At 71.8% G+C, this 26,601-nt stretch carries 23 protein-coding genes; 14 read left to right on the top strand and 9 right to left on the bottom strand.

Annotated features, from left to right (window positions below):
• The first annotated feature begins 194 nt into the window (after nucleotides 1–194).
• The 4 genes from gmd to IF09_RS0113205 all read left to right on the top strand — a co-directional run bounded on the left by gmd (nucleotide 195) and on the right by IF09_RS0113205 (nucleotide 5,336).
• Nucleotides 195–1,208 carry a GDP-mannose 4,6-dehydratase gene (gene gmd / locus IF09_RS0113220; protein WP_030295176.1) on the top strand — a complete coding sequence of 338 codons (1,014 nt, stop codon included), beginning with the start codon at nucleotides 195–197 and terminating at the stop codon, nucleotides 1,206–1,208.
• A 245-nt stretch (nucleotides 1,209–1,453) separates the two neighbouring features.
• Nucleotides 1,454–4,231 carry a DUF7594 domain-containing protein gene (locus IF09_RS0113215; RefSeq protein ID WP_030295175.1) on the top strand — a complete coding sequence of 926 codons (2,778 nt, stop codon included), beginning with the start codon at nucleotides 1,454–1,456 and terminating at the stop codon, nucleotides 4,229–4,231.
• Between the two features lie 95 nt (nucleotides 4,232–4,326).
• The gene (locus tag IF09_RS0113210; protein WP_030295173.1) at nucleotides 4,327–5,004 is read left to right on the top strand and encodes a hypothetical protein; all 678 of its coding nucleotides are present in this window, start codon (nucleotides 4,327–4,329) and stop codon (nucleotides 5,002–5,004) included.
• A gap of 119 nt (nucleotides 5,005–5,123) precedes the next feature.
• Nucleotides 5,124–5,336, top strand: coding sequence for a hypothetical protein (locus tag IF09_RS0113205; RefSeq protein WP_030295171.1), 213 nt, complete (start codon nucleotides 5,124–5,126; stop codon nucleotides 5,334–5,336).
• A gap of 12 nt (nucleotides 5,337–5,348) precedes the next feature.
• Here IF09_RS0113205 and IF09_RS0113200 read toward each other — a convergent pair whose 3' ends face one another.
• Both IF09_RS0113200 and IF09_RS0113195 read right to left on the bottom strand, forming a co-directional pair.
• A complete protein-coding gene (locus IF09_RS0113200) occupies nucleotides 5,349–6,464 on the bottom strand; it encodes a glycosyltransferase (RefSeq protein WP_030295169.1) in 1,116 nt (371 codons plus the stop codon).
• Nucleotides 6,461–7,000, bottom strand: coding sequence for a WcaF family extracellular polysaccharide biosynthesis acetyltransferase (locus IF09_RS0113195; protein WP_030295168.1), 540 nt, complete (start codon nucleotides 6,998–7,000; stop codon nucleotides 6,461–6,463). The genes IF09_RS0113200 and IF09_RS0113195 overlap by 4 nt, the downstream gene beginning before the upstream one ends.
• 109 nt (nucleotides 7,001–7,109) lie before the next feature.
• Here IF09_RS0113195 and IF09_RS0113190 point away from each other — a divergent pair, with 109 nt between their 5' ends.
• Nucleotides 7,110–8,609, top strand: a complete 1,500-nt coding sequence (locus tag IF09_RS0113190) for a hypothetical protein (RefSeq protein WP_199920435.1) — start codon at nucleotides 7,110–7,112, stop codon at nucleotides 8,607–8,609.
• A gap of 80 nt (nucleotides 8,610–8,689) precedes the next feature.
• Here the strand turns inward: IF09_RS0113190 and IF09_RS0113185 are convergent, their stop codons facing one another.
• Genes IF09_RS0113185 through IF09_RS0113175 form a run of 3 tightly spaced genes read right to left on the bottom strand, consistent with a single transcriptional unit; the run spans nucleotide 8,690 to nucleotide 12,872 of the window.
• Nucleotides 8,690–9,904, bottom strand: coding sequence for a hypothetical protein (locus IF09_RS0113185; RefSeq protein ID WP_030295164.1), 1,215 nt, complete (start codon nucleotides 9,902–9,904; stop codon nucleotides 8,690–8,692).
• A complete protein-coding gene (locus IF09_RS0113180) occupies nucleotides 9,901–11,670 on the bottom strand; it encodes a lipopolysaccharide biosynthesis protein (RefSeq protein WP_051832409.1) in 1,770 nt (589 codons plus the stop codon). The genes IF09_RS0113185 and IF09_RS0113180 overlap by 4 nt, the downstream gene beginning before the upstream one ends.
• Nucleotides 11,667–12,872, bottom strand: a complete 1,206-nt coding sequence (locus tag IF09_RS0113175) for a glycosyltransferase family 4 protein (protein WP_030295159.1) — start codon at nucleotides 12,870–12,872, stop codon at nucleotides 11,667–11,669. Before IF09_RS0113175 ends, IF09_RS0113180 begins: the two co-directional genes overlap by 4 nt.
• A 172-nt stretch (nucleotides 12,873–13,044) precedes the next feature.
• Between IF09_RS0113175 and IF09_RS0113170 the strand changes: the two genes are divergently transcribed.
• Nucleotides 13,045–13,515: an adenylyltransferase/cytidyltransferase family protein gene (locus tag IF09_RS0113170; RefSeq protein ID WP_030295158.1), complete on the top strand. Its 471-nt coding sequence runs from the start codon at nucleotides 13,045–13,047 to the stop codon at nucleotides 13,513–13,515.
• A 51-nt stretch (nucleotides 13,516–13,566) separates the two neighbouring features.
• Here IF09_RS0113170 and IF09_RS0113165 read toward each other — a convergent pair whose 3' ends face one another.
• On the bottom strand, nucleotides 13,567–14,289 hold the full coding sequence (locus tag IF09_RS0113165) for a CDP-alcohol phosphatidyltransferase family protein (RefSeq protein WP_030295156.1): 723 nt from the start codon (nucleotides 14,287–14,289) through the stop codon (nucleotides 13,567–13,569).
• 61 nt (nucleotides 14,290–14,350) lie between these two features.
• Nucleotides 14,351–15,550, bottom strand: a complete 1,200-nt coding sequence (locus tag IF09_RS0113160) for an MFS transporter (protein ID WP_051832408.1) — start codon at nucleotides 15,548–15,550, stop codon at nucleotides 14,351–14,353.
• A 73-nt stretch (nucleotides 15,551–15,623) separates the two neighbouring features.
• Between IF09_RS0113160 and IF09_RS0113155 the strand changes: the two genes are divergently transcribed.
• Complete coding sequence (locus tag IF09_RS0113155) at nucleotides 15,624–16,136, top strand: MarR family winged helix-turn-helix transcriptional regulator (protein ID WP_030295153.1); 513 nt, start codon at nucleotides 15,624–15,626, stop codon at nucleotides 16,134–16,136.
• Between the two features lie 50 nt (nucleotides 16,137–16,186).
• On the opposite strand, the gene glgX is transcribed toward IF09_RS0113155, so the two are convergent.
• Complete coding sequence (glgX, locus tag IF09_RS0113150; protein ID WP_030295151.1) at nucleotides 16,187–18,484, bottom strand: glycogen debranching protein GlgX; 2,298 nt, start codon at nucleotides 18,482–18,484, stop codon at nucleotides 16,187–16,189.
• 183 nt (nucleotides 18,485–18,667) lie between these two features.
• Between glgX and IF09_RS0113145 the strand changes: the two genes are divergently transcribed.
• The 7 genes from IF09_RS0113145 (at nucleotide 18,668) to IF09_RS0113115 (ending at nucleotide 25,626) form a co-directional block, all read left to right on the top strand.
• Nucleotides 18,668–19,888 (top strand): L,D-transpeptidase, encoded by a 1,221-nt coding sequence (locus IF09_RS0113145; RefSeq protein WP_030295149.1) that lies wholly within the window; start codon nucleotides 18,668–18,670, stop codon nucleotides 19,886–19,888.
• 141 nt (nucleotides 19,889–20,029) lie between these two features.
• Nucleotides 20,030–21,274 (top strand): L,D-transpeptidase family protein, encoded by a 1,245-nt coding sequence (locus IF09_RS0113140; RefSeq protein ID WP_030295147.1) that lies wholly within the window; start codon nucleotides 20,030–20,032, stop codon nucleotides 21,272–21,274.
• Between the two features lie 86 nt (nucleotides 21,275–21,360).
• Nucleotides 21,361–22,128 (top strand): enoyl-CoA hydratase/isomerase family protein, encoded by a 768-nt coding sequence (locus IF09_RS0113135; protein ID WP_030295145.1) that lies wholly within the window; start codon nucleotides 21,361–21,363, stop codon nucleotides 22,126–22,128.
• A gap of 228 nt (nucleotides 22,129–22,356) precedes the next feature.
• Entirely contained in the window at nucleotides 22,357–22,860 is a 504-nt protein-coding gene (locus IF09_RS0113130; RefSeq protein WP_030295143.1) for an ATP-binding protein, read from the top strand.
• A gap of 383 nt (nucleotides 22,861–23,243) precedes the next feature.
• Complete coding sequence (locus tag IF09_RS0113125) at nucleotides 23,244–24,035, top strand: polysaccharide deacetylase family protein (RefSeq protein ID WP_030295141.1); 792 nt, start codon at nucleotides 23,244–23,246, stop codon at nucleotides 24,033–24,035.
• Complete coding sequence (locus tag IF09_RS0113120; protein WP_030295139.1) at nucleotides 24,032–25,222, top strand: YncE family protein; 1,191 nt, start codon at nucleotides 24,032–24,034, stop codon at nucleotides 25,220–25,222. Before IF09_RS0113125 ends, IF09_RS0113120 begins: the two co-directional genes overlap by 4 nt.
• Nucleotides 25,223–25,413: 191 nt before the next feature.
• Nucleotides 25,414–25,626: an EF-hand domain-containing protein gene (locus IF09_RS0113115; protein WP_030295137.1), complete on the top strand. Its 213-nt coding sequence runs from the start codon at nucleotides 25,414–25,416 to the stop codon at nucleotides 25,624–25,626.
• A 75-nt stretch (nucleotides 25,627–25,701) separates the two neighbouring features.
• Here IF09_RS0113115 and IF09_RS0113110 read toward each other — a convergent pair whose 3' ends face one another.
• Entirely contained in the window at nucleotides 25,702–26,259 is a 558-nt protein-coding gene (locus tag IF09_RS0113110; protein WP_030295136.1) for a PadR family transcriptional regulator, read from the bottom strand.
• Nucleotides 26,260–26,601 lie beyond the last annotated feature (342 nt).

Genomic DNA, 26,601 nt, shown 5'->3' with positions numbered 1-26,601 from the left:
CGTGTACGGTACGCATCCAGCCCCTTGGGCCCCGCGGCCGTACGCGCCGTCAGGTCCGGCGCGAAAACGGGGGCGCAGCCCCCGGCCGGGCGGGACCCGTCACCGCGAGGTGCGGCCCCACGGGCGGGCCGCACCGCCGCCCCCGAGGCCCTGCCTCACCAGAACAGACCGATACGACCCCCAGGGGGACCCACATGGGCAAGACCGCACTGATAACCGGCGTCACCGGGCAGGACGGCTCCTACCTCTCCGAGCTGCTGCTCTCCAAGGGCTACACGGTGCACGGCCTCGTGCGGCGGTCCTCCAGTTTCAACACCGAGCGCATCGACCACATCTACCAGGACCCGCAGACCGCCAACCGGTCCTTCGTCCTGCACCACGCCGACCTGTCCGACGGTGTGGCGCTCGTGAACCTGCTCCGCGAGATCAGGCCCGACGAGGTCTACAACCTCGGCGCCCAGTCCCATGTGCGGGTGTCCTTCGACGCTCCCCTCTACACCGGCGACGTGACCGGCCTCGGCGCCCTGCGGCTGCTCGAGGCGATCCGGGCCAGCGGCGTGGACACCCGGATCTACCAGGCCTCGTCCTCGGAGATGTTCGGGGCCACCCCGCCGCCGCAGAACGAGAAGACCCCGTTCCACCCGCGCAGCCCGTACGGCGCCGCCAAGGTCTTCGCGTACTGGACCACGGTGAACTACCGCGAGGCGTACGACATGTTCGCCGTCAACGGGATCCTCTTCAACCACGAGTCCCCGCGCCGCGGCGAGACCTTCGTGACCCGCAAGATCACCCGCGCCGTCGCCCGCATCAAGGCCGGTCTGCAGGAGCACCTCTACCTCGGCAACCTCGACGCGGTCCGCGACTGGGGCTACGCCCCCGAGTACGTGGACGCCATGTGGCGGATGCTCCAGCAGGACGAGCCGACCGACTACGTCGTCGCCACGGGCGTGGCCGCCACGGTCCGCGAGTTCGTCGAGTCGTCCTTCGCCCACGCGGGCCTCGACTGGGCCGAGCACGTGCGCTACGACCCCAAGTACGAGCGCCCGAGCGAGGTCGACGCCCTCATCGGCGACGCCTCCAAGGCCAATGAACTGCTTGGCTGGAAGCCAACGGTGCTGGTGGCCGAGTTGGCTCAGATCATGGTCGACGCCGACATCCGGCAGGTCGAGGACCAACTGGCGGGCGTGACGGTCCGCATCGACCGCTGAAAGCCTTATATTTCCCCTACGATTTGCCGTGTCCCGGTCATCTCCACTGGTATCGGTGGGTGTGGCCGGGGCAAACCTGCCGTATGTCCGCTGCGCGCCCTCCAACCTGAACCGTTCATTCCAAGTTGGTATGCAATGGGTCAAGGGAGGTGACCGGGTCCTCGCGGGAGCCCTAGTCTGCGCCAGTACATATGGCTGTTCGGATAGTTCAAGCCATCAAACCGGGCGATTGCCCTGGGGGGCTCATGCGTAGATCCAGAGGGCTGACTGCTGCCCTCGTCCTGTCACTGGCCGGCGCCGGCACCGGCATAGGTCTGGTGCTGATGCCCGAGGCGTCCGCCATCACGCCTCCCGTGGCATTCACCGCCGACGAGCTGCCCACCTGGCAGCCCAACGGCATCGTCTTTGCGATGGCCCAGGCGAACGGCACCGTCTTCGCGGGCGGCACCTTCTCGGCCGTCCGTCCGCCCGACGGCACCAGCGGCGCCGAGCAGGAAGCCGTGAACTTCGTGGCGCTCGACGCCGCGACGGGCAAGCCGACCTCGTGCAAGCTCGCCTTCACCATCGGCGACGGCAGCGCGACCGTCCGCGCGCTGGCCGTCTCCAAGGACAACAAGACCCTGTACGCCGGCGGCTACTTCGGCGCCGTCAACGGCACCCCGGTCTCCAGCGTCGCGGCGATCGACATCGAGAGCTGCACCCCCAAGGCCGCCTTCCACCCGGGCTTCCCCGCCACCGTGCGCGACCTCGCCGTCACGGACGACACCCTGTACGCGGCCGGCGACTTCGCCGCCGTCGAGGGCCAGACCCGCGAGCGGTTCGCCGCGGTCGACGCCGGCTCCGGTGCGCTCAAGCCCTTCACCGCCAACGCCGACGAGCCCGGCCGCGCGGTCGAGGTCACCCCGGACGGCAAGAACGTGCTCCTGGGCGGTGACTTCTTCTCGGTCAACGGCTCCAACACGCACGCCCTGGCCGTCGTGAACGCGACCACGGGCGCGGTCGCCAAGACCTACAGCAACATCCCGTCGAACTCCGTGGTCAAGGACATCGCCACCGACTCGACCGGCTTCTACACCGGCAACGAGGGCTCCGGCGGCGGCGTCTTCGACGGCCGCATCGGCCTCAGGCTGAGCGACTTCAGCGAGAAGTGGCGCGACCGCTGCCTCGGCGCGACCCAGGCCGTGCTCCCGTACGACGGAGTGCTCTACAGCTCCTCGCACGCGCACGACTGCTCGCTCGAGGGACAGTTCCCCGACGGCAAGCGCAACTTCTTCAACGCGCAGCTGACCAACTACGAAGGCGCCTCCCCGGCGCCCGTGGACGGCTTCGTGCGCAGCCCGCGCAAGCTCGGCTGGCACCCCACCGCCAACGACGGCCTGGGCGAGGGCATCGGCCCGCGCGCCATGACGATCGCCGAGAAGGGCGACGTCAAGTACATGTGGGCCGGCGGCGAGTTCACCGCCATCAACGGCAAGCCGCAGCAGGCGCTCACCCGCTTCGCCTCCACCGGCGACGTCGGCGCCCCGACGACCCCGGTCGCGAGCGCCGGCAGCGTCAAGCCCGGTGAGGTCCAGGTCCGCTGGCGCACCAGCTACGACGCGGACGACAGCAAGCTGACGTACCGCATCTACCGCAACGGCTCCGCCAGCCCGATCGCCACGGTCGCCGCCGAGTCCCTGGAGTGGGAGCGTCCCCAGGCCTCCTGGAACGACACCACGGTCAAGGCCGGCCAGTCGTACACCTACCGCGTGACGGCCACCGACGCGGCCGGCAACACCAGCGCCCTGTCGGCCACGGCCTCGGTCACGGTCCCGAGCTCGGTGCAGTCGTACCCGAACCAGGTCCGCGCCGACGGCGCCAACCTGTACTGGCGCTACGACGACACCGTCAGCCCGTACGTCGCCGACTCCTCGGAGAGCGGCAACACCAGCGGCATCCAGCTCAACGCCCCGGCCCTGCGCCAGACGCCCGGCGCGATCAGCGGCGCCAGCACGGCGATGGGCTTCAACGGCACCAGCCAGCAGGTGTACAGCGACCACCGCCAGACCGTGGGCAACGCCTTCTCGGTCGAGACCTGGTTCAAGACGAACACCACGCGCGGCGGAAAGCTGATCGGCTTCGGCAACAACACCACGCGCAACAGCGGCTCGTACGACAAGCAGATCTACATGACCAACACCGGTCGTCTGGTCTTCGGCGTCTACAACGGCTCGACGCGCACCGTCTCCACCGGTCTGTTCGACACGTACAACGACAACAAGTGGCACCACGTCGTCGGAGCCATGGGTCCGGCCGGCATGGAGCTGATCGTCGACGGCCAGAGCAAGGGCACGCTGAACGTCACCAGCTCCGCCTCGTACGAGGGCTTCTGGCACGTCGGCGGCGACAACCTCGCCAGCTGGCCGACCAGGCCGACGAGCAACTTCTTCGCCGGCCAGATCGACGAGACGGCCGTCTACCCGAAGGCGCTCACCGCGGCCCAGGCCAAGAACCACTACGACCTGGCCAAGGCGCCCTCCGACACGGTCTCCAAGGTCTCCGCGACCGAGGACACCTACATCAACCAGGGCGCCCCGAGCGCGGCCAACGGCGCGAGCACCTCGCTGGCCGTCCGCGGCACCTCGGCGTACGAGACGTACCTGCGCTTCAACCTGCCGGCCGCGCCGGCCGGGCAGGTCCTGAAGTCCGCCGCGCTCCAGATCAAGACGTCGACCCAGGCGAACGCCGGTACGGTCGACAAGGTGTCCGTGGTCCCGGTCACCGGCACCTGGAGCGGTGCGAGCACGACGTTCAACAACAAGCCGACCCTGGGCACCACCCCGCTCGGCGCGTTCGCGAGCGTGCCGGACGGCTCGGCGGTCCAGAGCACCCCGCTGGACACCGCCGTGCTCTCCCCGGTGCTGGGCAGCAGCTACAGCCTGGCCCTGACGAGCACGGGCACCGACCCGCTGTGGATCTGGTCCATGGAGTCGACTGCAGCGGAGGCCGCTCCGCAGCTCGTCCTCACCTTCGGCCCGAAGTAACCGTCTGACGGATGCGGGGCCCGGCGCGAAACTCGGCCGGGCCCCGCACCCCTATCCCACCCGATCAACCGGCACGTAATACAGGAGCCCTAGAGATGTACCGACGCTCCGCCGCGGCTGCTGTTCTGCTGGCCGCAGCTCTGACCCTGACCGCCTGCAGCTCGGGCGGCGACGGCAAGGCCGACGCCGCGGCGGCGAAGCCGAAGCCGCCGGCCTCGTCGGCGGCCCCGGACCCGGCGGACGCCACGGCTGCGCCGGCCTCGCCCGACGCGAAGCCGACGGGCCCGGTCCTGCCGGACGCGAAGCTCACCCCGAAGACGGGCAGCTTCAAGCCCAACGAGAAGCAGTACCTGAGCGGGCGGGTCCCGGAGAAGATGGACCCGGCGGCGGTCCTGCAGACCGGCCAGGAGTCCTGCCAGCGGGTGGAGCGCACTGCGAAGCGCGACAAGGACGCGGCGACCGGGTCCATCATCGCGGGGGAGATCCCGGGCGCGAAGGACGCGATCACGTACCTGTGCCCGGAACAGAAGCCGATCCTGGACGCGGCGTCCAAGGGCTTCGCCGACGGCACCCGCGAGTCGCCTGCGGCGGGCACGTACCGGGCGCTGACCCAGAGCACGACGTGCACCTGGGAGGCCAAGGGCAAGGACGGCGCCGTCCTGGCCTCGGGCCCGGAAACCACTCCGAAGGCCGGCGACAAGATCACGGCCACGATCCCTTCGGGCACGGCGACGTTCACGTCGACGGGCTGCTACGCCTGGATCCCGGCGTAGCCTCCCGGCACGTACGAGGACGCCGCTCCCGCCCGGACTCCGGGCCGGGGGCGGCGTTTTCGTATGCGCTTCCCGGGTAACCGCGGGGTCAGACGACCACGACTGTGGAGGCGAATCACATGGGAGGCATCGGCGGCTGCATTGCGCTGATCGTGGTGGGGGCCATCCTCACCTTCGCGACGGACTGGAAGATGGAGAGCGTCAACCTCGACGTCGTCGGCCTGATCATGATGGCGGCCGGCGCCATCGGCCTCGCCGTCTACGCGAGCGTCTTCAAACGCCGCCGCACGGCGGCCCTCCCGGTGGTGGACGAAACCCGCCGCGAGGTGTAGCGCGCCGGCGCGTCAGCGCAGGGCCGCCTCGTAGACCGGGATCAGGGTGTCCAGGACCGCGTCCATCGAGAAGGAATCCGTGGCCAGTTCGCGGGCCGCGGCCGAGGCCCTGGCGTTCCCGGCGGGGTCCAGGAGGGCGAGGACCGCCTCCGCGACGCCTGAGGGGCCCGGGGCGACCGCGTGGCCGGCGCCCGCGGCCGCGATGTCGCGGGCCAGGCCGTTCGAGTGCGTGACCACCACAGGGACGCCCACCGACAGGGCCTCCAGAACCGACATCGGGAACGGCTCGTCCACCGAGGGGAGGACGTAGACGTGCGCCCGGCGCAGCTCCGTCAGGACCTCGGCAGTGGACAGTGCCCCCGGGACCGTGAAGCGGGACGTCAGGCCCAGCTCCGCCATGCGCGCCTTCACCGCCGGCAGTTCGCCCTCGTCCGGGCCGGCCACCACGAACTCCGCGTCCGGGTGCGCCGCCAGGATCGCCGGGGCCGCGTCCACGAAGTCCACCGGGCGCTTACGGGCCTGCAGGCGCGCCGAGTACAGGATGCGCGGGGGACCGGCGAGCGCCGGGCGCTCCTCCTGCGCCGGGGTGCCGTTCACGAGCCGGACCGCCCCCGGCAGAGGGGCGCCCACCACCGCGTCGAGGCCCTCCCGTTCGTGCGGGGTCAGGTACAGCACCGCGTCCGCGCCGCGCAGCAGCCGGCGCACGGCCACCGCGTCCAGCACCTTGGCCAGCAGCTTCCCGCTCGGGTCCACCATCCCGTGGGTCTGCAGCACCAGAGGCTTGCCGGCCCGCAGCGCCGCCAGGGCCACCGGCAGCGTGACAAGGTCCCGCGCCAGGTGGACGTGGACCACGTCCGCGTCCCGGACCAGCCGGCCCGCCGAGGCCAGCAGGGTCGGCGAGGTCATCCCGCTGAAGCCCAGGGGCAGGATGCGCCGGGCCGGGAACAGCTTGGCCGGCACCCCCTCCACGGAGGTCGGCCACGGGTCCGGGAAGCCCTCGCCGAGCGCCAGCAGCCGGGCCTCGTGGCCGCGCGCCCGCAGCCCCTCGGCCAGGTTCAGCGCGACCCGGACCGGCCCGCCGAAGGCGTGCGAGGGGGAGTGGAGCGTGACGGCGTGCAGGACTCTCACTTGGGCTCCTCGACCGGGCGGCGCTGCCCGTCCATCGTCTGCAGGGTCAGTGCAGGAAGGTTTCTGTGGACCACCGAACCGGCGCCCGCCACCGCGCAGCGGCCCATCGTGACCCCGGCCAGCACGGTTGCCCGTACGGCCACCCACGCACCGTCCTCGACCACGATCGGCGCGTTGCGGTAGCGGAAGTCGGCGGCGCGGTGGTCGTGCGAACCGGTGCACAGCATGGCTTCCTGCGAGATGCACACGTTCGCCCCGATGGTCACCGGCTCCAGGTTCAGCAGCCAGGCACCCTCACCGATCCACGTGTGGTCCCCGACGGTGAGCTTCCACGGCCACAGCACCCGCACCCGGTGCCGGATCAGCACGCCCTCACCGATCTGCGCGCCGAACGCCCGCAGCAGCGCCACCCGCAGCCGGGCCGGACAGAACCACGCCATGAACAGCGTGTTCATCACCGCGAACCAGAGCGCCTGCGTCAGCAGCCCGCGCCCCTTGTCGTACCCGGCCAGCGTGAAGGCAGGAAGATCACGCAACTGTCGCCCCTCATCGTGCTCCGCAGGCGCGCCTCCCCGGGCGCCGCCCGCTCAGACTAGACTGCGCGCGGACCAGGCACATGGGGTGGGGGCGGCAGTGGCAACGGACATACGCAAGCCCCCCGTGACCCCGCCGGTTCCCGAGCTCGAGGACGAGCACAAGTGGGGCCGCGTCACCACCCCGCGCACCCTGCTCTCGCGCGCCCTGTCCGTCCCGCTCATCCTCGGCTTCACCGTCTTCCTGCCGCTCATCGTGGCCGCCCAGCCCGGCGACGGCCAGCGCGACGCGGCCTTCTGGCTCCAGCTCCTGCTCACGATGTACGCGGGCGCCCGGCTCTCCGCGATGGTCCTGACCAGCCGCCGCAAGCTGCTCCAGGGTTCCTTCTGGCTGTTCGTCTACATGGCGATGGGCGTCGCCCCGCTCGCGCAGGCCGTCCTCGGCCGGGTTCCGACCCCCGTGGTCGGCCCCCGTTCCGACCTCACCATCGCCATCGGTCTGGTCCTGCTCGGCTGCACGGCGTTCGACGTCGGCGTCCTGCTCGCCCGGCACCGGCCGGCCGGCCGCGCCGGCGGCTCCCAGAAGGAGCCGCGCCCGGTCATGGCACACCGGCGCCGACTCCAACTGCTCACCGCGATCTCCTTCCTGTGCAGCGCGGCCTTCATCATGAAGCTCGGCGGCCCTGCGGTCTTCTTCTCCAGCCGGCAGGAGATCATCGCGGGCATCGAGGAGGCCGGCGTCTCCAACGGCGACGGCCAGGCCGGCCAGGCCCTGCTGCGCGGCTTCGGCACCGTCCCGGCGCTGCTCGCCCTGCTGCTGTACACGCGCTGGCTGATCACCTCGACGTACGCCCGCCGCAAGGTCTCGATCATCGTCACCTGGGGGGCGCTCGCCCTGCTGAACCTGGTGGTCAACAACCCCATCTCGAACCCGCGGTACTGGTTCCTCACGGTCATGTTCGCGCTGCTCTTCACCGTCTTCCCGGTGAGCGCCGCGATGTACCGGGTCGCGCTGTCGATGGCGGTCGTGATCGCCCTGCTCGTGTTCCCGTTCGCGGACCGCTTCCGGTACGACGAGAAGAACTACAAGCCGGTCGAGACGACGTCGTTCCTGGAGCCGATGGCGCTGAAGGACTACGACCAGATCGGCATGTTCGCGAACACCATCACCTTCTCGAACTCCGGGCCCGGGCACTACTACGGGCGCCAGCTCGCGGGGTCGGTCTTCTTCGCGGTGCCGCGCTCGGTGTGGCCGGGGAAGCCGCGGGACACGGGCGTGATGGTCGGCCAGTGGATGGGGACGGTCAACACGAACCTGTCCTCGCCGATCTGGGCCGAGCTGTGGCTCGACTTCGGGTCGCTGGGGATGGGGGCCGGGCTGCTGGGCCTGGGCTACGCGTCGGCGCGCGTGGACCGCCGGTACGCGAAGCGCGCCACGCGCAGGTCCCCGCCGGGGAGCCTGATCTCGGTGGTGGTCCCGCTGGTGGCGGGCTACTCGTTCATCCTGCTGCGGGGGCCGCTCCTGCAGGCGTCCGGGCGCGTGGCGATAGCCGGCCTCTGCCTGGCGCTGGTCGCGACGTACCGCCAGGACCGGTCCACCACCCTCCGCTGACCTCCGCTGCCCCGCACAGCGGCGCAGCCTGCGGGTGGCGGTGAGCGGGCTCGGCCCGGGGGCGGGGCGCGGCCCCGGGGTCAGGCGGCGGTCGTGACCGGGACCGGGGCCGGGATGCGGGAGACGCGGAGCCAGGCCGCCGCGGCCTTGAGGGCCGAGCCCGCCGCCAGGCCCCACGCGGCGCCGGTCACACCCCCGAGCGCGTAGCCGCCCAGCAGCAGCGCCACCGAGAGGACCGAGAAGACCACTTGCAGGGACAGCGTGGCCTTGGGGGCCAGCACCCGCAGGGTCAGCAGGGCGCACGTGCCCAGCCCCATCACCGCGTACTGGGCACCCGTCGCAGGGAGCAGGGCAGAAGCCGCCCCCCACGTGTCGCCCAGCAGCTGCCGGCCCACCCGCGCCGGCAGCGCGTACAGCACCGCCCCCCACCCGGCGCCGAGCACCGCCAGCACCCCGCCCATCAGCAGCGTCAGCCGGACCACGCCCCGCTTGCCCGAAGCCCGCCCCACCACCGGCGGCCCGAACGCGTTCGCCGAGTTGAACAGCACGTTCAGCGGCCCGAACAGCGTGGTCGCACCCCGCAGCGCGCCCACCGCCAGCGGCGTGGCGAACAGCCCGAGGCCGAGCACCGCCAGCTGGCTCGAGCCGTTGCCCACCGCGAACTCGACGACGAACCGCTGCCCCAGGTGTCCGCGCCGCAGGTACGGCCGCAGGTCTACGGCAGCGCCGCGCACGTACGGGCGCAGCAGCCACAGCCCCAGCGTCAGCGCTGGAAGCGCCGAGACGCCCCACACCAGCACCAGCCGCCCCGGCGAGGCCCCTTCGGGCTGCAGCAGCAGCGCAGCGACGACGCACGCCAGCCGCAGCGCGTCCGCGGCCAGCGCCCGCTCGGGTTTGCGCAGCGCGGAGAAGCAGTACCGCAGCCCGTCCTGGACGAGCACCAGCGGCAGTACGAGGCCCAGCGCGAGGAAGGCCCGGCCGCCGGCCCCGGGCAGGGCGAGGCCGACGACGACCAGTGCCGCGCCCACCGTCGCCGAGGCGGCCGCGGTGAACGCGAGGCCCGAGCGGCACACCGCGCCCAGCCGGTCCTCGTCCTTCTCCAGCACCACCGTCTGGCCGACGTACGCCATGTTCAGCCCGAGGAGCACGCCGAACGTCACGTACACCATCGAGAAGCCGGCGAAGCCGGACGCCGAGGACAGCCGGGCGGCCAGCACCAGCACCAGGATGTTGGTGGCGCTGGATGCGGCCTGGTCCAGGACCGAGGAGACGGCGGCGAGGCCGCGCCGGCTCATCTGCGGCCCATGCGCACCGTGCGCAGGGCCACCGTGTCCGTGCCGTCGCCCGGGATGTGCTGCTCCGGCTCGGCCTGCCGGTTCGGCTGGTTCGGCTGCCGCGTGAGCGGCTGCGGCGGGGGCGCGGACGGCCGGGCCGCAGCGGTCGGGGCGCCCGCAGCCTTCGACTTGCCGCCGCGGCTGCGCTTCTCGCCGGGCAGCGGGGCGTGCAGCACCGCGCCGAGCACCGTGCCGCCGGCGCCGCTGATCAGCTCGCGGATCCGGGACAGGTCGCTGCGGTGGACGGCGCGCGGGTCGCAGACGACCAGGACCCCGTCGACGCGGTCGACGAGCGCGAGGGCGTCGGCGTACGAGAGCACGGGCGGCGCGAGCACGACGACGGTGGAGTTGGGGGAGTCGGCCTCGGAGATCAGCCGGGAGGCGCGCGGGGAGGTCAGCGCACGGGCCACGTTGCGGACCGGCTCGCCCGGGATCAGGTCGAAGGCGCCGGACTCCCCGGCGTCGACGACGAGCTGGCGTCCGTCGGGCCAGTCGGAGTCGCCGTGTGCGGCGGCCTGCCCGCCGCCGGCCGGGCTGCCGGGCGTCTGGCTCCAGCGCGGCCGGCCGCCCGCACCGGTCGGCAGCTGGCTGGCCAGCACCGGGGTGCGCAGGTCGGCCTCGATGAGGAGGACGTCCTTGCCGGTCTCCGCGAAGGAGGCGGCCAGGTTCACGGCCGCCGCGGCGGCGGTCTCGCTGCTGCCGCGCGGGGCGACGACGAGCAGCCGGCGCCGGTCGGCGAAGCGGGAGTCGTAGGCGAGCCGGAAAGCCACCGAGCGGAACTCCTCGGCGAGCCGGGGGTCCTCCTCGCCGGCCGCGAGCAGCGGTCCGCCGATGGTCTTGGCCCGCGGCAGGTAGCCGAGCACGGGCGCGCGCAGGGCCCGCGCCACGTCGCCCTCGGAGCGCGGCGCCGGGTCGAAGACGAGCCGCACCCACGCGGCGAGCAGGCCGAGCGCGAGGCCCACGGCCGCGCCGAGGGCGAGCGACATCGGGACGCCCGGGCCGTCGGTGTCGGACGGCGGGGTCGCGGCGCTGGTGACCCGGCCCGGGGTCATGTCCAGGGCCTGGAGCTTCGCGATGTTGCTGTTGAGCGTGTTGACCTTGCTCTGGAGGTCCGTCTTCGAGGAGTACGCGGCGTCGCGCCCCGGACCGGCCGGCATGGCGTTGATCTGCTTGACGAGCTCGTCGAGGTTCTTGGCGACCGGATCGCGCTGCTCCTGGTACCCCTTGACCATCTTGTCGCGGGTGACGTCGAGGGACTCCTGCCGCTTGAGCAGGTAGGCCTCGGTCATCGCGTTGGCGCGGGTCGCGGCCTCCTTGGGGGAGGACGCGGTGTACGTGAAGCGCAGCACCATCGTCTGCGGCGGGTTGGTCACCTGGAGGCCGCTGCGCAGGCCGGCGAAGTCCTTCGCGGACACGCCGAGCTTCTTCGCGGCCTCGTTGGCTATGGAGGAGCTGAGCGCGACCTGCCGCTCCGAGCCGATGTTGATCGCCTTGTCGGGCGCGAGGCTCGGGTTGAAGGGGTCGTCGGTGGGTGCGCGCAGCACGATGTCCGCGGTCGCGACGTAGGTGTCGGCCGTGGAGATGCCGAGGTAGACGCCGCCCAGCAGGCCGATGCCGATACCCGCCCCGAGGAGGCGGCGGTAGCGCAGGAGCTGCTTGAACTGGTCCCTGAGGAGATCCGGTTCGTCCTCCGCCGGGACCGCTGCAGGGCGGTTCGTCTCGATCACGGCTGCGGACCCCCAAGTGCTTCGTCTATCAGTGCGTCGATGCGGGCCAGGCCCGCGTCACGGCTCAGGTGGGCCGCCACGTGGCGCGGCCCGGCCGCCCCGAGTGCATCCGCGCCCTCGGGGTCCTCGGCGAGGGCCCGTACGGCCTTCAGCAGGGCGTGGGGGTCCTCCGGTGGTACGAGCACCCCTGCGCCCGAGCGTTCCACTTCCTGGGCGGTACCGCCTTCCGCCGCGACGGAGGCGACGACGGGCCGGCCGGCCTGGAAGTAGGAGGTCAGTTTGGACGGCACGCTCATGTCGAGCACGGCCGCGTGCTGCGTCACGGCGAGCACATCCGCCGCCGCGAGGATATCCGGGAACTCTCCGTCGGCGGCAGGGGGGATGATGTCCAGATTCGGTACGTCGGCCGCGAGGTCGGCGAGGGCCGAGCGCTGGCTGCCGTCGCCCATCAGGACGAAACGGACGCCCGGATCGAGGCGGGCGGCGCCGACGAGCACCTCGAGGCCCTGCTTGAGGCCCATGTTCCCGGAGTGCAGGACGACCGGCTGGCCGGGTGCCCAGCCCAGGTGGCGGCGGGTCTGGCCGCGCGGCCTGGTGGGCTGCGGGACGTGCGACCAGTTGGGGACGAGGCGGATCTTCTTCGGGTCCACGCCCATGCCGACGACCCGGTCCACGAAGGTCTCGTGGATGACGCCGACCAGGGTGGCCCGCTTCAGGGCGTACGCCTCCGCGCGCCCGGCGATCGCGGCCGCCTTGTCGCCGCCGCTGATCCCGCTCTGCGCGGCGGCCGCGCCCATCAGGTCCTGGACGACGGGGATGTACGGGACCTTCCAGCGCGCGGCGAGCCGGGCGGCGACGACGCCGCCGGCCAGGCTGGGCATCTGGGCCATGACGGCGTCCGGGCGCGGCATGCGGGGCGGGGCCACGGTGCCGTGCAGCAGAATCGATCCTTCGAACAAGGCCCGCTTGACGGCGGTCTGGCGCGGCGGCACGGTGTGTGCACGGCGGTGCACAGTGACCCCCGCGCGCCGTTCCGTGCGCCGGAGAGCCCCCTTGTACTCCGGCTCCAACGACCATGACGGGTAGTGCGGCATGCCGGCGAGGACATGGGTGTCATGGCCGAGATCCGCCCAGTGCTCCGCGATCTGGGTGGCGTACGGCCCAATCCCCGCGTGCTCGGGAGCGTAATTGGTGGAAACCAGCAGTAGGCGCCGGTGACCGGATCTCGACACTGAACGTCCCCTTCTCCCCTGGATGATGCGCTCGTCACCCTATTCGTTCACCGACAGGGTGGGGAACGTGCACGCTATTGTCTGCTAATCCGCCGCACCGGGGGGTGTGGCCGCTGGGGGGTAACTCATGACGGAGCGCGACATGTCCGAACTTGGCGCAGCTGCGCACAGACCGTACCGAGTCGGGTATGCCCCGGGCGCTTACGACCTGTTCCATATCGGACATCTCAACATCCTTCGCCACGCCCGGAGTCAATGCGACTACCTGGTGGCCGGGGTGGTCTCCGACGAGATGGCGGAACTGGCCAAGGGCAGGCGCCCGATGATCCCGCTCGTCGAGCGGCTCGAAATCGTCCGCAGCGTGAAGTACGTGGACGCGGCGTTCGTCGAAACGGTCCCGGACAAGGTGGAGACCTGGAGGCAGGTCCGCTTCGACGTGATCTTCAAGGGCGACGACTGGCGGGGCACCCCCAAGGGCGACAAGCTGGAGAAGGACTTCGCCGCCGTCGGCGTCGACGTCGTCTACTTCCCCTACACGGTGCACACCTCCAGCACCCAGCTGCGCCGGGCGCTGGACGCGCTGTCCGAACCGCTCAGCGCCGAGCGCCGCTGAGCGGGTACGGAGCCCGAAGGGTCAGGGGAGCGGCTGCGGGTACGGAAACGCTCAGCGCGCAACGGCGCTGAGCTCCCGGAACCACTTCGCGAGGAACGCCAGCAGGAACAGCGCGGCGACCGCGCCGAGCCCCGCGTACGCCCAGCGGAACAGCCCCCCGCCCCCGAGCACCAGGAACACCAGGCAGAACACCCCGTAGTCCACGGGCAGCAGCGCCACCGCTCGCACCGTCGACGGTGCGGCGGCCGGGCTCCCGGGCGCCGGCTTCGGCTTGAGCTTCTCGGTCAGCAGCCCGCCGAAGAAGGTGACGACGGAGGCGAACTGGAAGCCCAGCGGCACCAGCAGCCAGCCGTCCCCGCCCGTCCCGTACGCCTCGGGGAAGCGGTAGAACGCGATCAGCACGCAGGTGTGCAGGGCGGTCAGCTTGGCGCAGTCCACGACGTGGTCGAGCCATTCGCCCGCCGCGCTGCCGCCCCCGCGCAGCCGGGCCAGCTGGCCGTCGGCGGAGTCGAACGCGAAGCCGACGGCGAGCGCGGACCACACGGCGACGCCCAGCCCCCACGAGGGCGCGGCGAGCGCGACGGCGGCCACGGCGGCGAAGCTGAAGGCGGCGCTGACCAGCGTCACCTGGTTCGGGGTCAGCCCGAGCGCGTACGACACGGCGGCCAGGTAGCGCCCAGCGGGCCGGTTGACGAACCGCGAATAGAGCGACACCCCCTTCGCCGACTTCTGCGCCCCGCGCAGCTCCCGCAGCGCGGTCCCCACCTTCGCCATGCGTACCCCTGATTTCCTGCGGCGGCACACGTGTACGGGTGCACGTGTGTACGAGCGCACATCATCGCAGGGCGAGTGAGGGTTCCCGCTCCGGTTCCCTGCGCACGTCCGGGAGCAGCAGCACGGACAGGTTCGCGGCGGCGCTCAGGGCGGCCGCCACCAGCAGCGGCGCCGCGGTCCCGGTGACCCCCGCCAGCGGCGCCGCGACCGCAAGTCCCAACGGCCGGGCGGCGAAGGAGATCAGGGTGTCGAAGGAGCCGACCCGGCCCAGCGTCTCCAGCGGGATCCGGCGCTGCATCTCCGTCTCCCACAGGGGACTCAGCACACCCAGGCCGAACATCGCCGCGAAGAAGGCCGTCGCCGTCACCGCCACGGGCAGCCGCAGCGCGAGGGCCGTGAGCGGCAGGGCCTGCGCCGAGGCCCCGACGGCCACCCCGTACAGCGGCCGCCGCACGGGCAGCCGGCCGGCGGCCCAGACCCCGACGAGCATGCCGGCCGTGCCCACCTGGGCGATCACCACCCAGGTCGCCGCCCCGCCCAGGCTCTCGACGGCGATCAGCGGTCCCAGGGTGAGCAGCAGACCGGCCGCGAGGTGCCAGACCCCGTGGGCGAGCACGTTGGCCAGGAACCAGGGGTGGCGCCGGGTCTCGGACCATCCCGCCCGCAGTTCGGCGGTGAACCCGGCGCGGGTACGCACGGGCGGCGCCGGGGCCGTCCGCAGCCCGCCGAGGGTGAGCGCGGAGGCGGCGAACAGTGCGCCGGTCAGCAGGGAGGACCAGCCGGCCCCGAGGGCCAGCATCATCGTGCCCGCGGCGGCGGGGCCCGCCATCTGAGCGAGCCCGGTCGCCACCCCGAGCCGGGAGTTGACCCGCAGCCGGCTCTCGGCGGGGACGGCCGCGGCGACGAGCGTGCGGGCCGAAGGGTTCCCGAAGGCGACGCCGGCGCCGGTGACCGCCGCCAGGGCCGCGAGCTCCGGGATCCGCACCGGACCGGCCAGCAGCAGCATCCCGGTCGCGCCCTGCGCGGCGGCGCGCACCAGGTCCGCGGCCAGGACGACCCGCCGGGCGGGGAAGCGGTCGGCGGCCACGCCCGCGACGGGCAGCAGGAGCAGCATCGGGAGCAGTTCGCTCGCGAGCACGATGCCGAGGTCTCCGGCCGAACCGGTGCGCACGACCGCCAGGGTGAGGGTGGTGGGGATGAGGGCGCTGGCGAAGGCCGCGAAGGTGCGCCCGGCGAGAAGCCGCCAGATCGACGAGGTCATGACAGCAGACAATATTTCGCCAGCGAATCATTCGTCAACGAACTATCGCGCCCGGGGTGCGATACTTCCGACCATGGACACGGAGTACGCCGAGGATTCGGTCGACCGGCACATCGCCCGCTGGAGCGGCAAGGTCCCCTTCGACGTGCCCACCGAGGCGGTCATCACGCGGATCCAGCTCCTGGCCAAGCACGTGAAGTACGGCAAGGAACGGGCCCTCGCCGAGACCGGACTGCAGGAGTTCGAGTTCGAGACCATGCACCGGCTCGCCTCCCGCGGCACGCCCTGGCGTGCCCCCTCCGCCGAACTCGCCGCCGAACTGCTGCTCTCCCCGGCCGGCATGACCGGCCGCCTCGACACCCTCGAGAAGTCGGGGCTGGTCCGCCGGGTACGCGCCTCCGGGGACCGGCGCCGGGTCGACGTGGAGCTGACCGACGACGGGCACCGGCGCTGGACCGACGCCATGCGCTGGCGCGGCATCGCCGAGGCCGAGATGGTCGACCCCCTCGACGACGGGGAGCGGGCCGCACTCTCCGCCCTCCTCAAGCGGATGCTGCGGCACGTCGAGGAGAAGCAGGAGAAGTAGCGGCCGTTACGCCCGTCCCCTCCGCCCTCCGGCCCGCGCGCCGCGCCCCCTCAGTCCACCACCCGCAGCAGCAGGACCGACCGGGCCGGCACCGTCAGGGTCTCCCCGCCCCGGAACCGGGTGCCGGGAGGCGCCGCCTGGTCCTCCCGCGCGGTGTCCAGCACCAGTTCGTACCCGGCCGCCCAGGGCGCGTCCGGCAGCACCCACGCCACCGGCCGGTCCCCGGCGTGCAGCAGCGCCAGGAAGCTGTCGTCGGTCACCTGCCGCCCCTGCTCGTCGCGCCCCGGGATGTCCCGCCCCGACAGGTACATCCCGAGCGCGGCGGCCGGCGCGTACCAGTCCCGCTCGGTCATCTCCGCGCCCGCCGGCGTGAACCAGGCCAGGTCCCGCAGCCCGTCCGCGCCCTGCGGCCGCCCCGAGAAGAACGCCCGCCGGCGCAGCACCGGATGCTCCTGGCGCAGCGCCACCAGCCGCGCGGCCAGCGCGCACAGCTCCCGCCAGGCTGGGTCCTCCAGCAGCGACCAGTCCACCCATCCCGTCTCGTTGTCCTGGCAGTACGCGTTGTTGTTGCCGCCCTGCGTCCGCCCGAACTCGTCCCCGGCGACCAGCATCGGCACCCCGGTGGACAGCAGCAGCGTGGTCAGCAGGTTGCGCAGCTGCCGCCGCCGCAGCTCCCCGATCCGGACGTCGTCCGTCTCCCCTTCGGCCCCGCAGTTCCACGAGCGGTTGTCGTTGGTCCCGTCGCGGCCCGCCTCCCCGTTGGCCTCGTTGTGCTTGCGCTCGTACGACACCAGGTCGCGCAGGGTGAACCCGTCGTGCGCCGTCACGAAGTTCACCGAGGCGTACGGCCGCCGCCCGCCCCACGCGTACAGATCGCTCGAGCCCGACAGCCGGTACCCCAGATCCCGTACGTCCGGAAGCGCGCCCCGCCAGAAGTCCCGTACGGCATCCCGGTACCGGTCGTTCCACTCCGTCCACAGCGGCGGGAACGCCCCCACCTGGTAGCCGCCCGAGCCCACGTCCCACGGCTCGGCGATCAGCTTGACCCGCCGCAGCACCGGGTCCTGGGCGATGACCGCGAGGAACGGCGAGAGCATGTCCACGTCGTGCATCGAGCGGGCCAGCGCCGCCGCCAGGTCGAAGCGGAAGCCGTCCACCCCCATCTCCGTGACCCAGTAGCGCAAGGAGTCCGTGATGAGGCGCAGCACGTGCGGCCGCCCGGCGTGCAGGGTGTTCCCGCAGCCCGTGTAGTCGGCGTACCGGCGCTGGTCCGGCTGGAGCCGGTAGTAGCCCCGGTTGTCGATGCCGCGCAGTGAGAGCGTCGGGCCCAGCTCGCCCGCCTCCGCCGTGTGGTTGTAGACCACGTCGAGGATGACCTCGATCCCGGCCGCGTGCAGGGCCTTCACCATCCGCTTGAACTCGCCGACCTGCTGCCCGGCCGTACCGGACGAGGAGTAGCCGGCGTGCGGGGCGAAGTACCCGATCGAGTTGTAGCCCCAGTAGTTGCGCAGGCCCCGGCGCAGCAGGTGGTCCTCGTGCGCGAACTGGTGCACCGGCAGCAGTTCGACCGCCGTCACCCCGAGCCTGGTCAGGTGTTCGACCGCCGCCGGATGGGCGAGGCCCGCGTACGTGCCCCTCAGCTCCTCGGGAACACCCGGATGGCCCATCGTGAACCCGCGCACGTGGAGCTCGTAGATCACCGAATCGGCCCACGGGGTCTTCGGCCGGACGTCGTCCGCCCAGTCGTCGTCATCGTGGACCACGACCCCCTTGGGGACGTACGGCGCCGAGTCGCGGTCGTCGCGCACGGTGTCCGCGATGTACTGCTGCGGCCAGTCGCGGACGTGCCCGTACACCTCCGGCGGCAGCGTGAAGTCCCCGTCGACGGCCCGCGCGTACGGGTCCAGCAGCAGCTTCGCCGGATTGAACCGGGCCCCCGTCCACGGGTCCCAGCGGCCGTGCACCCGGAACCCGTACCGCTGCCCGGGGCGCACGCCGGGCAGGAAGCCGTGCCAGATCTCGTGCGTCAGCTCGGTCAGCGCACAGCGGGTCTCGGCGCCCTCCGCGTCGAAGAGGCACAGCTCCACCGCCTCCGCGCCCTGGGCCCACAGCGCGAAGTTCGTGCCCGCCGTCCCGTCGGGGCCGGTGCGAAAACGCGCCCCGAGCGGGTGCGAGGAACCCGGCCACACCGGGGGCCCCGGGCGCGTGACGGCCCGTAAGGCCGGCTCGCGGCCCAGGACCACCGGCCCGCTCCTCTGCCCGTTGACGTGCGGGGCGGGCGACTCCACTGAGGTCACTGACTCCATGGCGGCGGTAACCACCGCCTCTTGCTCGGCTGCGCTCGACACTGCCCGCCTCCACGGCTCCTGGGTACCGGCGGGGGTAGGGGAGAGTGCGGCCCCGGCGTCCCGGCCTGGGCCCGCCCCCGTCTGGTCCTTCCCACTGTTCTGCCCGGAGAGATCTGCCCGGAACGTGGCCCGCGCTCACGTTTCCCCCGGAGGGGGCCGGTCGTTGGAGGGATCGTGACACTTCTGACGAGGCGGGCAGGGGCGGGCTTGGCCGCCGTGGCGGCATGGGCGGCCCTGCTGGGCGGCCTGGCCGGATGCACCGGGAGCGGCGGTTCCCCGGTCGAGATCCAGCTCCCCGGCAAACCCCGGTCGCCCGACGAGGCCATCCGGATCACCCCCGAGGACAACGCCAAGGGGGTCCCGGCCGAAGGCCCGCTGACGGTCAGAGTGCCCGAGGGCCGCCTCGAGCGGGTCGTGGTCACCAAGGTCGAGGACGCCCAGGAGGAGCGCGTTCCCGGCTCCATCGCCCCCGACGGCCTCAGCTGGAGCCCCGACCTGGCGGGCGGCAAACTCGCGCTCGCCGCCAAGTACACCGTGGACGCGGTCGCCCTCGACGGGCACGACCGCCGCCAGGCCCGGCACACCACCTTCACCACCTACGTCCCCGAGGAGCGGTTCATCGGCTACTTCAAGCCCGAGAACCGCTCCACCGTCGGCACCGGCATGATCATCTCCTTCAACTTCAACCGGTCGATCGAGAACCGCGCCGACGTCGAGCGGGCCATCACCGTCACCTCCAAGCCCCCGGTGGAGGTCGTCGGCCACTGGTTCGGCCACGAGCGCCTCGACTTCCGGCCCAAGGAGTACTGGAAGGCCGGCACCGAGGTCACCGTCACGATGAACCTGCGGGACGTGCAGGGCGCGCCCGGCTCGTACGGCATCCAGGACAAGGCCGTCACCTTCACCGTCGGCCGCTCCCAGGTCTCCACCGTGGACGCCGAGGCGCACACGATGGAGGTCCGCCGCGACGGGAAGCTGATCTCCACCCTCCCGATCAGCGCCGGAGCGCCCAAGAACACCACCTACAACGGGAAGATGGTGGTGCTGGAGATGTTCGACGTGACCCGGATGAACGGCCAGACCGTCGGCTTCGGCGGCGAGTACGACATCCCCGACGTCCCGCACGCCATGCGGCTCACCACCTCCGGGACCTTCCTGCACGGGAACTACTGGGCCAGCCCCGACACCTTCGGCTCCACCAACACCAGCCACGGCTGCGTGGGGCTGCGCGACGACAGGGGCGGCGGTTCGGACACCCCGGCCGGCTGGTTCTTCGACCGGACCCTCGTCGGGGACGTGGTGGAGGTCGTCAACTCGCAGGACAAGACGGTGGCCCCGAACAACGGGCTGGGCGGCTGGAACATGGACTGGGCGCACTGGGTCGCGGGCTCCGCCCTCGGCTGACGCCCCCGGAACCGCAGGCTCCGCGCGACACGCCGGTCCTTCCCCCTTCTTGGGACGGAACGGTGACAAGACCGTTTCTCTTCGTGATCCCCCCATGTGATTTCCTGTCGGCAAGCGCGCGACTGTCCGCGCGCGGGGGACATGGGGAGAACAAGAGTGAACGTGCAGCCGATACGCGGCCGCGCCCGCCGCACCGGCCTGCCGGCCCTCCTGCTCGGAGCGGCACTGCTGCTCACGAGCGCGTGCAGCGGAGGCGGCAACACCGGCGGCGGAGGCGGCGACAACGCTGGGGGCGGCGGGGGCGGCAAGACCGGTACCGAGGCGTCCAAGGCCGTCGTCAGCGTCAAGCCGGACGACGGTGCCAAGGAGGTCGCCACCAGCGGCATCCTGAAGATAACCAGCACCGGCGGCAAGCTGACCACTGTGACCGTCGCCGACACCAAGGGCAACGCCGTCGACGGCAAGCTCGCCGCGGACGGCGCGAGCTGGGAGCCCGCCCGCAATCTGGCCGCCGCCACCGAGTACAAGGTGCACGCCGTCGCCAAGGACGAGGCCGGCCGGGAGTCCGCCAAGGACACCACGTTCACCACCCTGACCCCGACCAACACCTTCGTCGGCCACTACACGCCCGAGGACGGCGAGACCGTCGGCGTGGGCATGCCGGTGTCGTTCAACTTCACCCGCGGCATCACCAACCCCGAGGCCGTCGAGAAGGCCATCACGGTGACGGCCGAGCCGTCCGTGCCGGTCGAGGGCCACTGGTTCGGCAACGACCGCCTCGACTTCCGCCCCGAGAAGTACTGGGCCGCGGGCACCAAGGTCACCGTGAAGATCGCCCTGGACGGGGTCGAGGGCCGTCCCGGCGTCTACGGCAAGCAGACCCGTACGGTCACCTTCACCATCGGCCGCTCGCAGGTCTCCACGGTCGACGCGAGCGAGCACACGATGCAGGTCGTCCGCGACGGCCAGGTGCTCAAGAACGTCCCGATCACCGCGGGCGCCCCGTCGACGACCACGTACAACGGGCAGATGGTCATCAGCGAGAAGTACAAGGTGACCCGGATGAACGGCGCGACCGTCGGCTTCGGCGGCGAGTACGACATCTCGGACGTCCCGCACGCCATGCGCCTGTCGCAGTCGGGCACCTTCGTCCACGGCAACTACTGGGCCTCCTCGGGCACGTTCGGCTCCGAGAACGTCAGCCACGGCTGCGTGGGCCTCAAGGACGTCCGCGGTGCGGGCGACGGCAACCAGCCCGCCGCGTGGTTCTTCAACGAGTCGCTGATCGGTGACGTCGTCATCGTGAAGAACTCCAAGGACAAGCAGATCGCCCCGGACAACGGCCTCAACGGCTGGAACATGGACTGGGCCGAGTGGATCAAGTAGTCCCCTCCCGTACGTAGTCGAGTGGCCCGGTGCTGTGACCCACAGCACCGGGCCACTTCCCGTTAACCGCCGCTAACCTTTCGCGTATGACCCTCTCTCTCGAAGTCTCCGAAGGCGTCGGCACCCTCCGCCTGGACCGGCCTCCCATGAACGCCCTGGACATCGCCACCCAGGACCGGCTGCGCGAGCTCGCCGTGGAGGCCACCGACCGGGCCGACGTCCGTGCGGTGATCATCTACGGCGGCGAGAAGGTGTTCGCGGCCGGCGCGGACATCAAGGAGATGCAGACGATGGACCACGCGGCCATGGTCGCCCGGTCCCGCGCGCTCCAGGACGCCTTCACGGCCGTGGCGCGCATCCCCAAGCCCGTCGTCGCCGCCGTCACCGGCTACGCCCTGGGCGGCGGCTGCGAGCTCGCGCTGTGCGCCGACTACCGGATCGCCGCCGACAACGCGAAGCTCGGCCAGCCCGAGATCCTGCTCGGCCTGATCCCCGGCGCCGGCGGCACCCAGCGGCTGTCCCGGCTGATCGGCCCGTCCAGGGCAAAGGACCTGATCTTCACCGGCCGCATGGTCAAGGCCGACGAGGCGCTCACGCTCGGGCTCGTGGACCGGGTCGTACCCGCCGCGGAGGTGTACGAGCAGGCGCACGCCTGGGCCGCCAAGCTCGCCCAGGGTCCGGCGATCGCGCTGCGCGCCGCCAAGGAGTGCGTGGACGCGGGTCTGGAGGCGGACATCGACACCGGCCTGACCATCGAACGCAACTGGTTCGCGGGCCTGTTCGCCACCGAGGACCGCGAGCGCGGCATGCGCAGCTTCGTCGAGGAGGGCCCCGGCAAGGCGAAGTTCCTCTAGTCCTCCCTGGGGGTGGATTAGCCAGGCCTTAAAACAACCTTAAGGAGCTGTGGAGATCCACTCGGGGTGATCGTCCGGGAGCGATGTGTCACTGCAGATCAGGGTGGTTCCGCGGGCTTCCGGTTGCCCAACGCATATGACGGGACGCCCCCTTGGAATCGACCATTCCGGGGGGTGTTTTCCTGCGGAACGGCCCGGACGGGCGTATCGGCCGTCCATGATGGGTTCATGGCGGGCCTGGAGGGTGTGGAACAGCCGCGGCAGCGCAGCAGCGCTTCCGCCGTACGGCTGACGGCGGCTCTTGAGGATGAACAAGGTCTCAAGGCACTGGAGTTGTACGGCAATCCGTCCGAGGCGGAAGTGACGCTCCCGTCCATGCCCGAGTCGGCGAGCACGGCCCGCCGGCTCGCCCGGTACGTGGTGATCCGCTTCTGGGGTTTCTCCCCGCAGGTGTCCGAGCACACCGTACTGCTGGTCTCGGAGCTCGTCGGCAACGCGGTCCGCCACACCGGCGCCCGCTCCTTCGGCTTACGGATGCTGCGGCGGCGCGGCTGGATCCGGGTCGAGGTGCGCGATCCCTCGCGCGGGCTGCCCTGTCTGATGCCGGTCCACGAGATGGACACCACCGGCCGGGGGCTCTTCCTCGTCGACAAGCTCTCCGACCGCTGGGGCGCCGACCTGCTGCCGCGCGGCAAGATCACCTGGTTCGAGATGCGGGTGGCCGACCGCTGACTCCCCGCAACGCCTGAAGCCCCCGGCCGCCGTTGATGGGGCGTCGTGGGGGCTTCATGGGTGCGCCGAGGATCGAAGGGGGTGTGATCCTCGGCGTGGCGACTTCGCTCGGGTCAATGGGGAAGTCGTGATTCCGACTATGGCAGACGGGCGACCAAACGCCAAAAGTCCCAACTTGGACATAAGTGTGCAAATACTAAGAGTTTCCAGCTAAATCCTAGGTGAGGTGAGCCACTCGCCTCACAATCAATGAATAACTATCCACCGCTGTGTGTGATTCGTTGATCGCAAACCGGACACTCCCTCGTGTGGGTGCACTGCGGGGAAGGTCCCGAATTGGGTCAATCGTTATCTTCGGGGTCATTCCCCACTTAAATGGGCGAGTGCTCTGCTACCCGGACCGCCGATCCGCCCTCCGCGCCGGCGCGGCGGTCGCCGTCGGCGCCCTCACCGCCGCCTGCGGCGCCGGCGGCCCGGCCCCCTCCGCGCCCCCGGCCAAGGCCGCCCCGGCCACCGGGCCGGCCGCACGCGCCGGCCGGGCGGTCGCGCCCGCCCCGCGCCGGTTCCCCGGGCAGCCCGACGAGATCGGGCACGGTCCGCGCGACCGCCCCCGGGTCGCCCTCACCTTCCACGGCAACGGGGACCCCGCCATCGCCCGGGCCGTACTGGCCGAGGCCGAAAGAGCGGGCGCGCGGGTCACCGTACTGGCGATCGGCAGCTGGCTCGACGCCCACCCGGACATGGCCCGCCGGGTCCTGGACGGCGGCCATGAGCTCGGCAACCACACCCAGCGCCACCTCGCGATCAACGACCTGCCCGAGGCGGAGGCCTATGCCGAGATCACCGGCTGCGCCCAGCGGCTCAAGCGGCTCACCGGCTCCATCGGTCCCTGGTTCCGGCCCTCCCAGACCCAGTACGCCACCCCCCTCGTCACGAAGCTGGCCCGGCGGGCGGGCTACCCGCACGTCCTGTCGTACGACGTGGACTCCCTCGACTTCACCTCGCCCGGCGCCGCGGCCGTCATCCGCACCGTCACCGGGACGATCCGCAGCGGATCGGTGGTGAGCCTGCACTTCGGCTACGCGGACACGGTCGACGCGATGCCGCCCCTCCTCGAAGAACTCGCGCGCCGCAAGCTGCGCGCGGTGACCACCACGGAGCTGCTGACCTCATGACGACCACCCGCCTTCCCCGGAGGGCCAGCGTGCTGCTGGCCGGTCTGGTCCTCGCCGCCCTGGCCGGCTGCGGATCGGCCGACAAGGAGCCCGCCGAGGCGCTCGGCTCCGCAGCCCCGGCCCGGCAGCCCGTCAAGGCCGTCCCCGCCGTCCCGCCGGGCCTGGCCGGGATGCCGCCGCTCCTCGACCCGAACGACGTGTACGCGGCCGACCGGCCGAACAACCTCGCCCCGGCGGTGAGGGACTTCCCGTCGCGCGTCTACGTGCCGAACACCACCTCCAACACGGTGTCCGTCATCGACCCGAAGACGTACAAGGTCGTCGACACCATCCCGGTCGGAGTCCAGCCCCAGCACGTGGTGCCGTCCTGGGACATGAAGACCCTGTGGGTCAACAACAACCGGGGCCACACGCTCACGCCGATCAACCCGGCCACGGGCCAGGCCGGCGAGCCGGTCGAGGTGCACGATCCGTACAACCTGTACTTCACGCCGAACGGCAAGTACGCGGTCGTGATGGCCTCGATGGACCGCGAGCTGGTCTTCCGCGACCCGCACACGATGAACCGCGTCAAGACCGTCCCGGTGACCTGCTTCGGCGTCAATCACGCGGACTTCTCCGCCGACGGCCGCTACTTCATCGTGAGCTGCGAGTTCTCCGGCGAGCTGCTCAAGGTCGACACCGAGAAGATGGAGGTCGTGGCCCAGCAGAAGCTCCCCTTCGAGGGCGCGATGCCGCAGGACGTGAAGGTCTCCCCGGACGGGAAGACCTTCTACGTCGCCGACATGATGGCGCACGGCATGTGGGTGTTCAGTGGCGACAAGTTCGACATCCCCAAACTGCTGCCCACCGGGAAGGGCACCCACGGCCTGTACGTCAGCCGCGACTCCAAGGAGATGTACATCTCCAACCGCGGCGAGGGCAGCATCTCCGTCTTCGACTTCAAGCAGAACAAGCTCACGAAGAAGTGGGAGCTCCCCGACGGCGGCAGCCCCGACATGGGCGGCGTCTCCGCCGACGGCAAGGTGCTGTGGCTTTCGGGCCGCTACAACTCCGAGGTCTACGCGATCGACACGGCGACCGGCGAGCAGCTCGCCAAGATCCCGGTGGGCGGCGGCCCGCACGGCCTGGCCGTCTACCCGCAGCCGGGCCGCTACTCGCTCGGCCACACGGGGATCTTCCGGTAGGGGGTGTCGAGCACGGGGCACGGTGGCACGGCGGCGCCCCTGGAGCCCGCACGGCTCCCGGGACACCTTCCTGCCCTCGCCCGCGGACGGCGCGTGCGGCGTACGCCTGGTTCCGGGACCTGCGGGAGGGGCGGTGCCCGGCTGCCGCTACCCTTGGCCGGTCAACAAGCACCGAGAAGGGGTGGATCCCAGTGGCTGACATCGAGAGCGCGCGGGCGACGTTCGGCAAGTTCGACGCGGACGGTGACGGCTTCGTCACGGCCGACGAGTACAGCGCGGCCATGAAGGCGATGGGCGACGCGTTCGTGACCGGCGCCGTCGCGGACGCCGTGGTCGCGTCCAAGGACAGCAACGGCGACGGCCTGCTGAGCTTCGACGAGTTCTGGGCCTCCCTGAACAAGTAAGTCCTGCGCAGCCCCCGCCACGCCCTCCTGCCGGGCGGGCGGGGGCATTGCGCTGCCCCGGCGGGCTTCCCGGGGTCAGCAGTCGGGTCCGCCGGGCGGCGCCATGTCCTCGACCTCGGCCAGGGCCTCCTCCAGCCAGCGCAGCCAGAACGTCTCCAGGCCGATGCCGCCGTGCAGCACCAGCCGGCGCAGCCGGTCCTCGTCGGAGTCCCGCTCCGGCGGGAAGTCCTTCTCCTCGATCGCCTCGTAGACCGCCAACTGCCTCCGGTGCAGATCGAGATGGCGCCGCAGCTCCCCGGCCAGCCCGTGCGGCCCCACCACGGCGGCCGCCCGGATCCGCAGCAGCAGCGGATCCCGGATGGCTTTGGGGTCCTGGCTCTCGCCGACCCACCGCGCGAGCTCCGCGCTCCCGCCGGCCAACACCTCGTACTGCTTCTTCTGCCCCCGTACGGGCACCTCGCTGGGCAGCTCCCGGATCAGCCCGGCCTCCTCCAGCCGGCCGAGCTCGCGGTAGATCTGCTGGTGCGTCGCGGACCAGAAGTACCCGATCGACCTGTCGAACCGCCGGGTCAGCTCCAGCCCCGACGAGGGCTTCTCCAGCAGGGCGGTCAGGATGGCGTGCGGCAGGGACATGCGGCCATCCTAGGGATGGGGGAGGTGGAGGACCGCGGGCCCGTTCCCGACGGCGACCGCGAGACGGCTCCCGCCGGCGTGCAGGGCCGCGACCGGCGAGGGGACGTGCTCCACGCCGTAGGCCCCCTCCGCTCCCCTCACCGAAGCCCTCCCCGGTGCCCTGGCGCGTGGTTCGGGCCCCGCCGGCGTTCGAGGCGCGGGTCCGGGCGGAGCCCCGGGGAACGGGGGACGGGGGTAGGGGGCGGCCCCGGGCAGCGGCAGCGGCCGCGTACGCCGAAGCGGAAGCCGCCCACCGCGTCCACCAGTCCGTCGCCGTCCCACCGGGGGCCCCGGGGTGGCTCG

The organism is Streptomyces katrae (assembly GCF_000717655.1).
GTDB lineage: Bacteria > Actinomycetota > Actinomycetes > Streptomycetales > Streptomycetaceae > Streptomyces > Streptomyces katrae_B.
This window is presented reverse-complemented; position numbering and strand designations above follow the sequence as displayed.

Excerpts from the sequence above, each read along its gene's own strand:
- IF09_RS0113140 (WP_030295147.1), top strand. The coding sequence starts at position 20,030 with ATGGGGAGAACAAGAGTGAACGTGCAGCCGATACGCGGCCGCGCCCGC.
- IF09_RS0113185 (WP_030295164.1), bottom strand. The coding sequence starts at position 9,904 with ATGAGCCGGCGCGGCCTCGCCGCCGTCTCCTCGGTCCTGGACCAGGCC.
- IF09_RS0113110 (WP_030295136.1), bottom strand. The coding sequence starts at position 26,259 with ATGTCCCTGCCGCACGCCATCCTGACCGCCCTGCTGGAGAAGCCCTCG.
- IF09_RS0113170 (WP_030295158.1), top strand. The coding sequence starts at position 13,045 with ATGTCCGAACTTGGCGCAGCTGCGCACAGACCGTACCGAGTCGGGTAT.
- IF09_RS0113205 (WP_030295171.1), top strand. The coding sequence starts at position 5,124 with ATGGGAGGCATCGGCGGCTGCATTGCGCTGATCGTGGTGGGGGCCATC.
- gmd (WP_030295176.1), top strand. The coding sequence starts at position 195 with ATGGGCAAGACCGCACTGATAACCGGCGTCACCGGGCAGGACGGCTCC.
- IF09_RS0113160 (WP_051832408.1), bottom strand. The coding sequence starts at position 15,550 with ATGACCTCGTCGATCTGGCGGCTTCTCGCCGGGCGCACCTTCGCGGCC.
- IF09_RS0113215 (WP_030295175.1), top strand. The coding sequence starts at position 1,454 with ATGCGTAGATCCAGAGGGCTGACTGCTGCCCTCGTCCTGTCACTGGCC.
- IF09_RS0113130 (WP_030295143.1), top strand. The coding sequence starts at position 22,357 with ATGGCGGGCCTGGAGGGTGTGGAACAGCCGCGGCAGCGCAGCAGCGCT.
- IF09_RS0113210 (WP_030295173.1), top strand. The coding sequence starts at position 4,327 with ATGTACCGACGCTCCGCCGCGGCTGCTGTTCTGCTGGCCGCAGCTCTG.
- IF09_RS0113135 (WP_030295145.1), top strand. The coding sequence starts at position 21,361 with ATGACCCTCTCTCTCGAAGTCTCCGAAGGCGTCGGCACCCTCCGCCTG.
- IF09_RS0113155 (WP_030295153.1), top strand. The coding sequence starts at position 15,624 with ATGGACACGGAGTACGCCGAGGATTCGGTCGACCGGCACATCGCCCGC.
- IF09_RS0113165 (WP_030295156.1), bottom strand. The coding sequence starts at position 14,289 with ATGGCGAAGGTGGGGACCGCGCTGCGGGAGCTGCGCGGGGCGCAGAAG.
- IF09_RS0113120 (WP_030295139.1), top strand. The coding sequence starts at position 24,032 with ATGACGACCACCCGCCTTCCCCGGAGGGCCAGCGTGCTGCTGGCCGGT.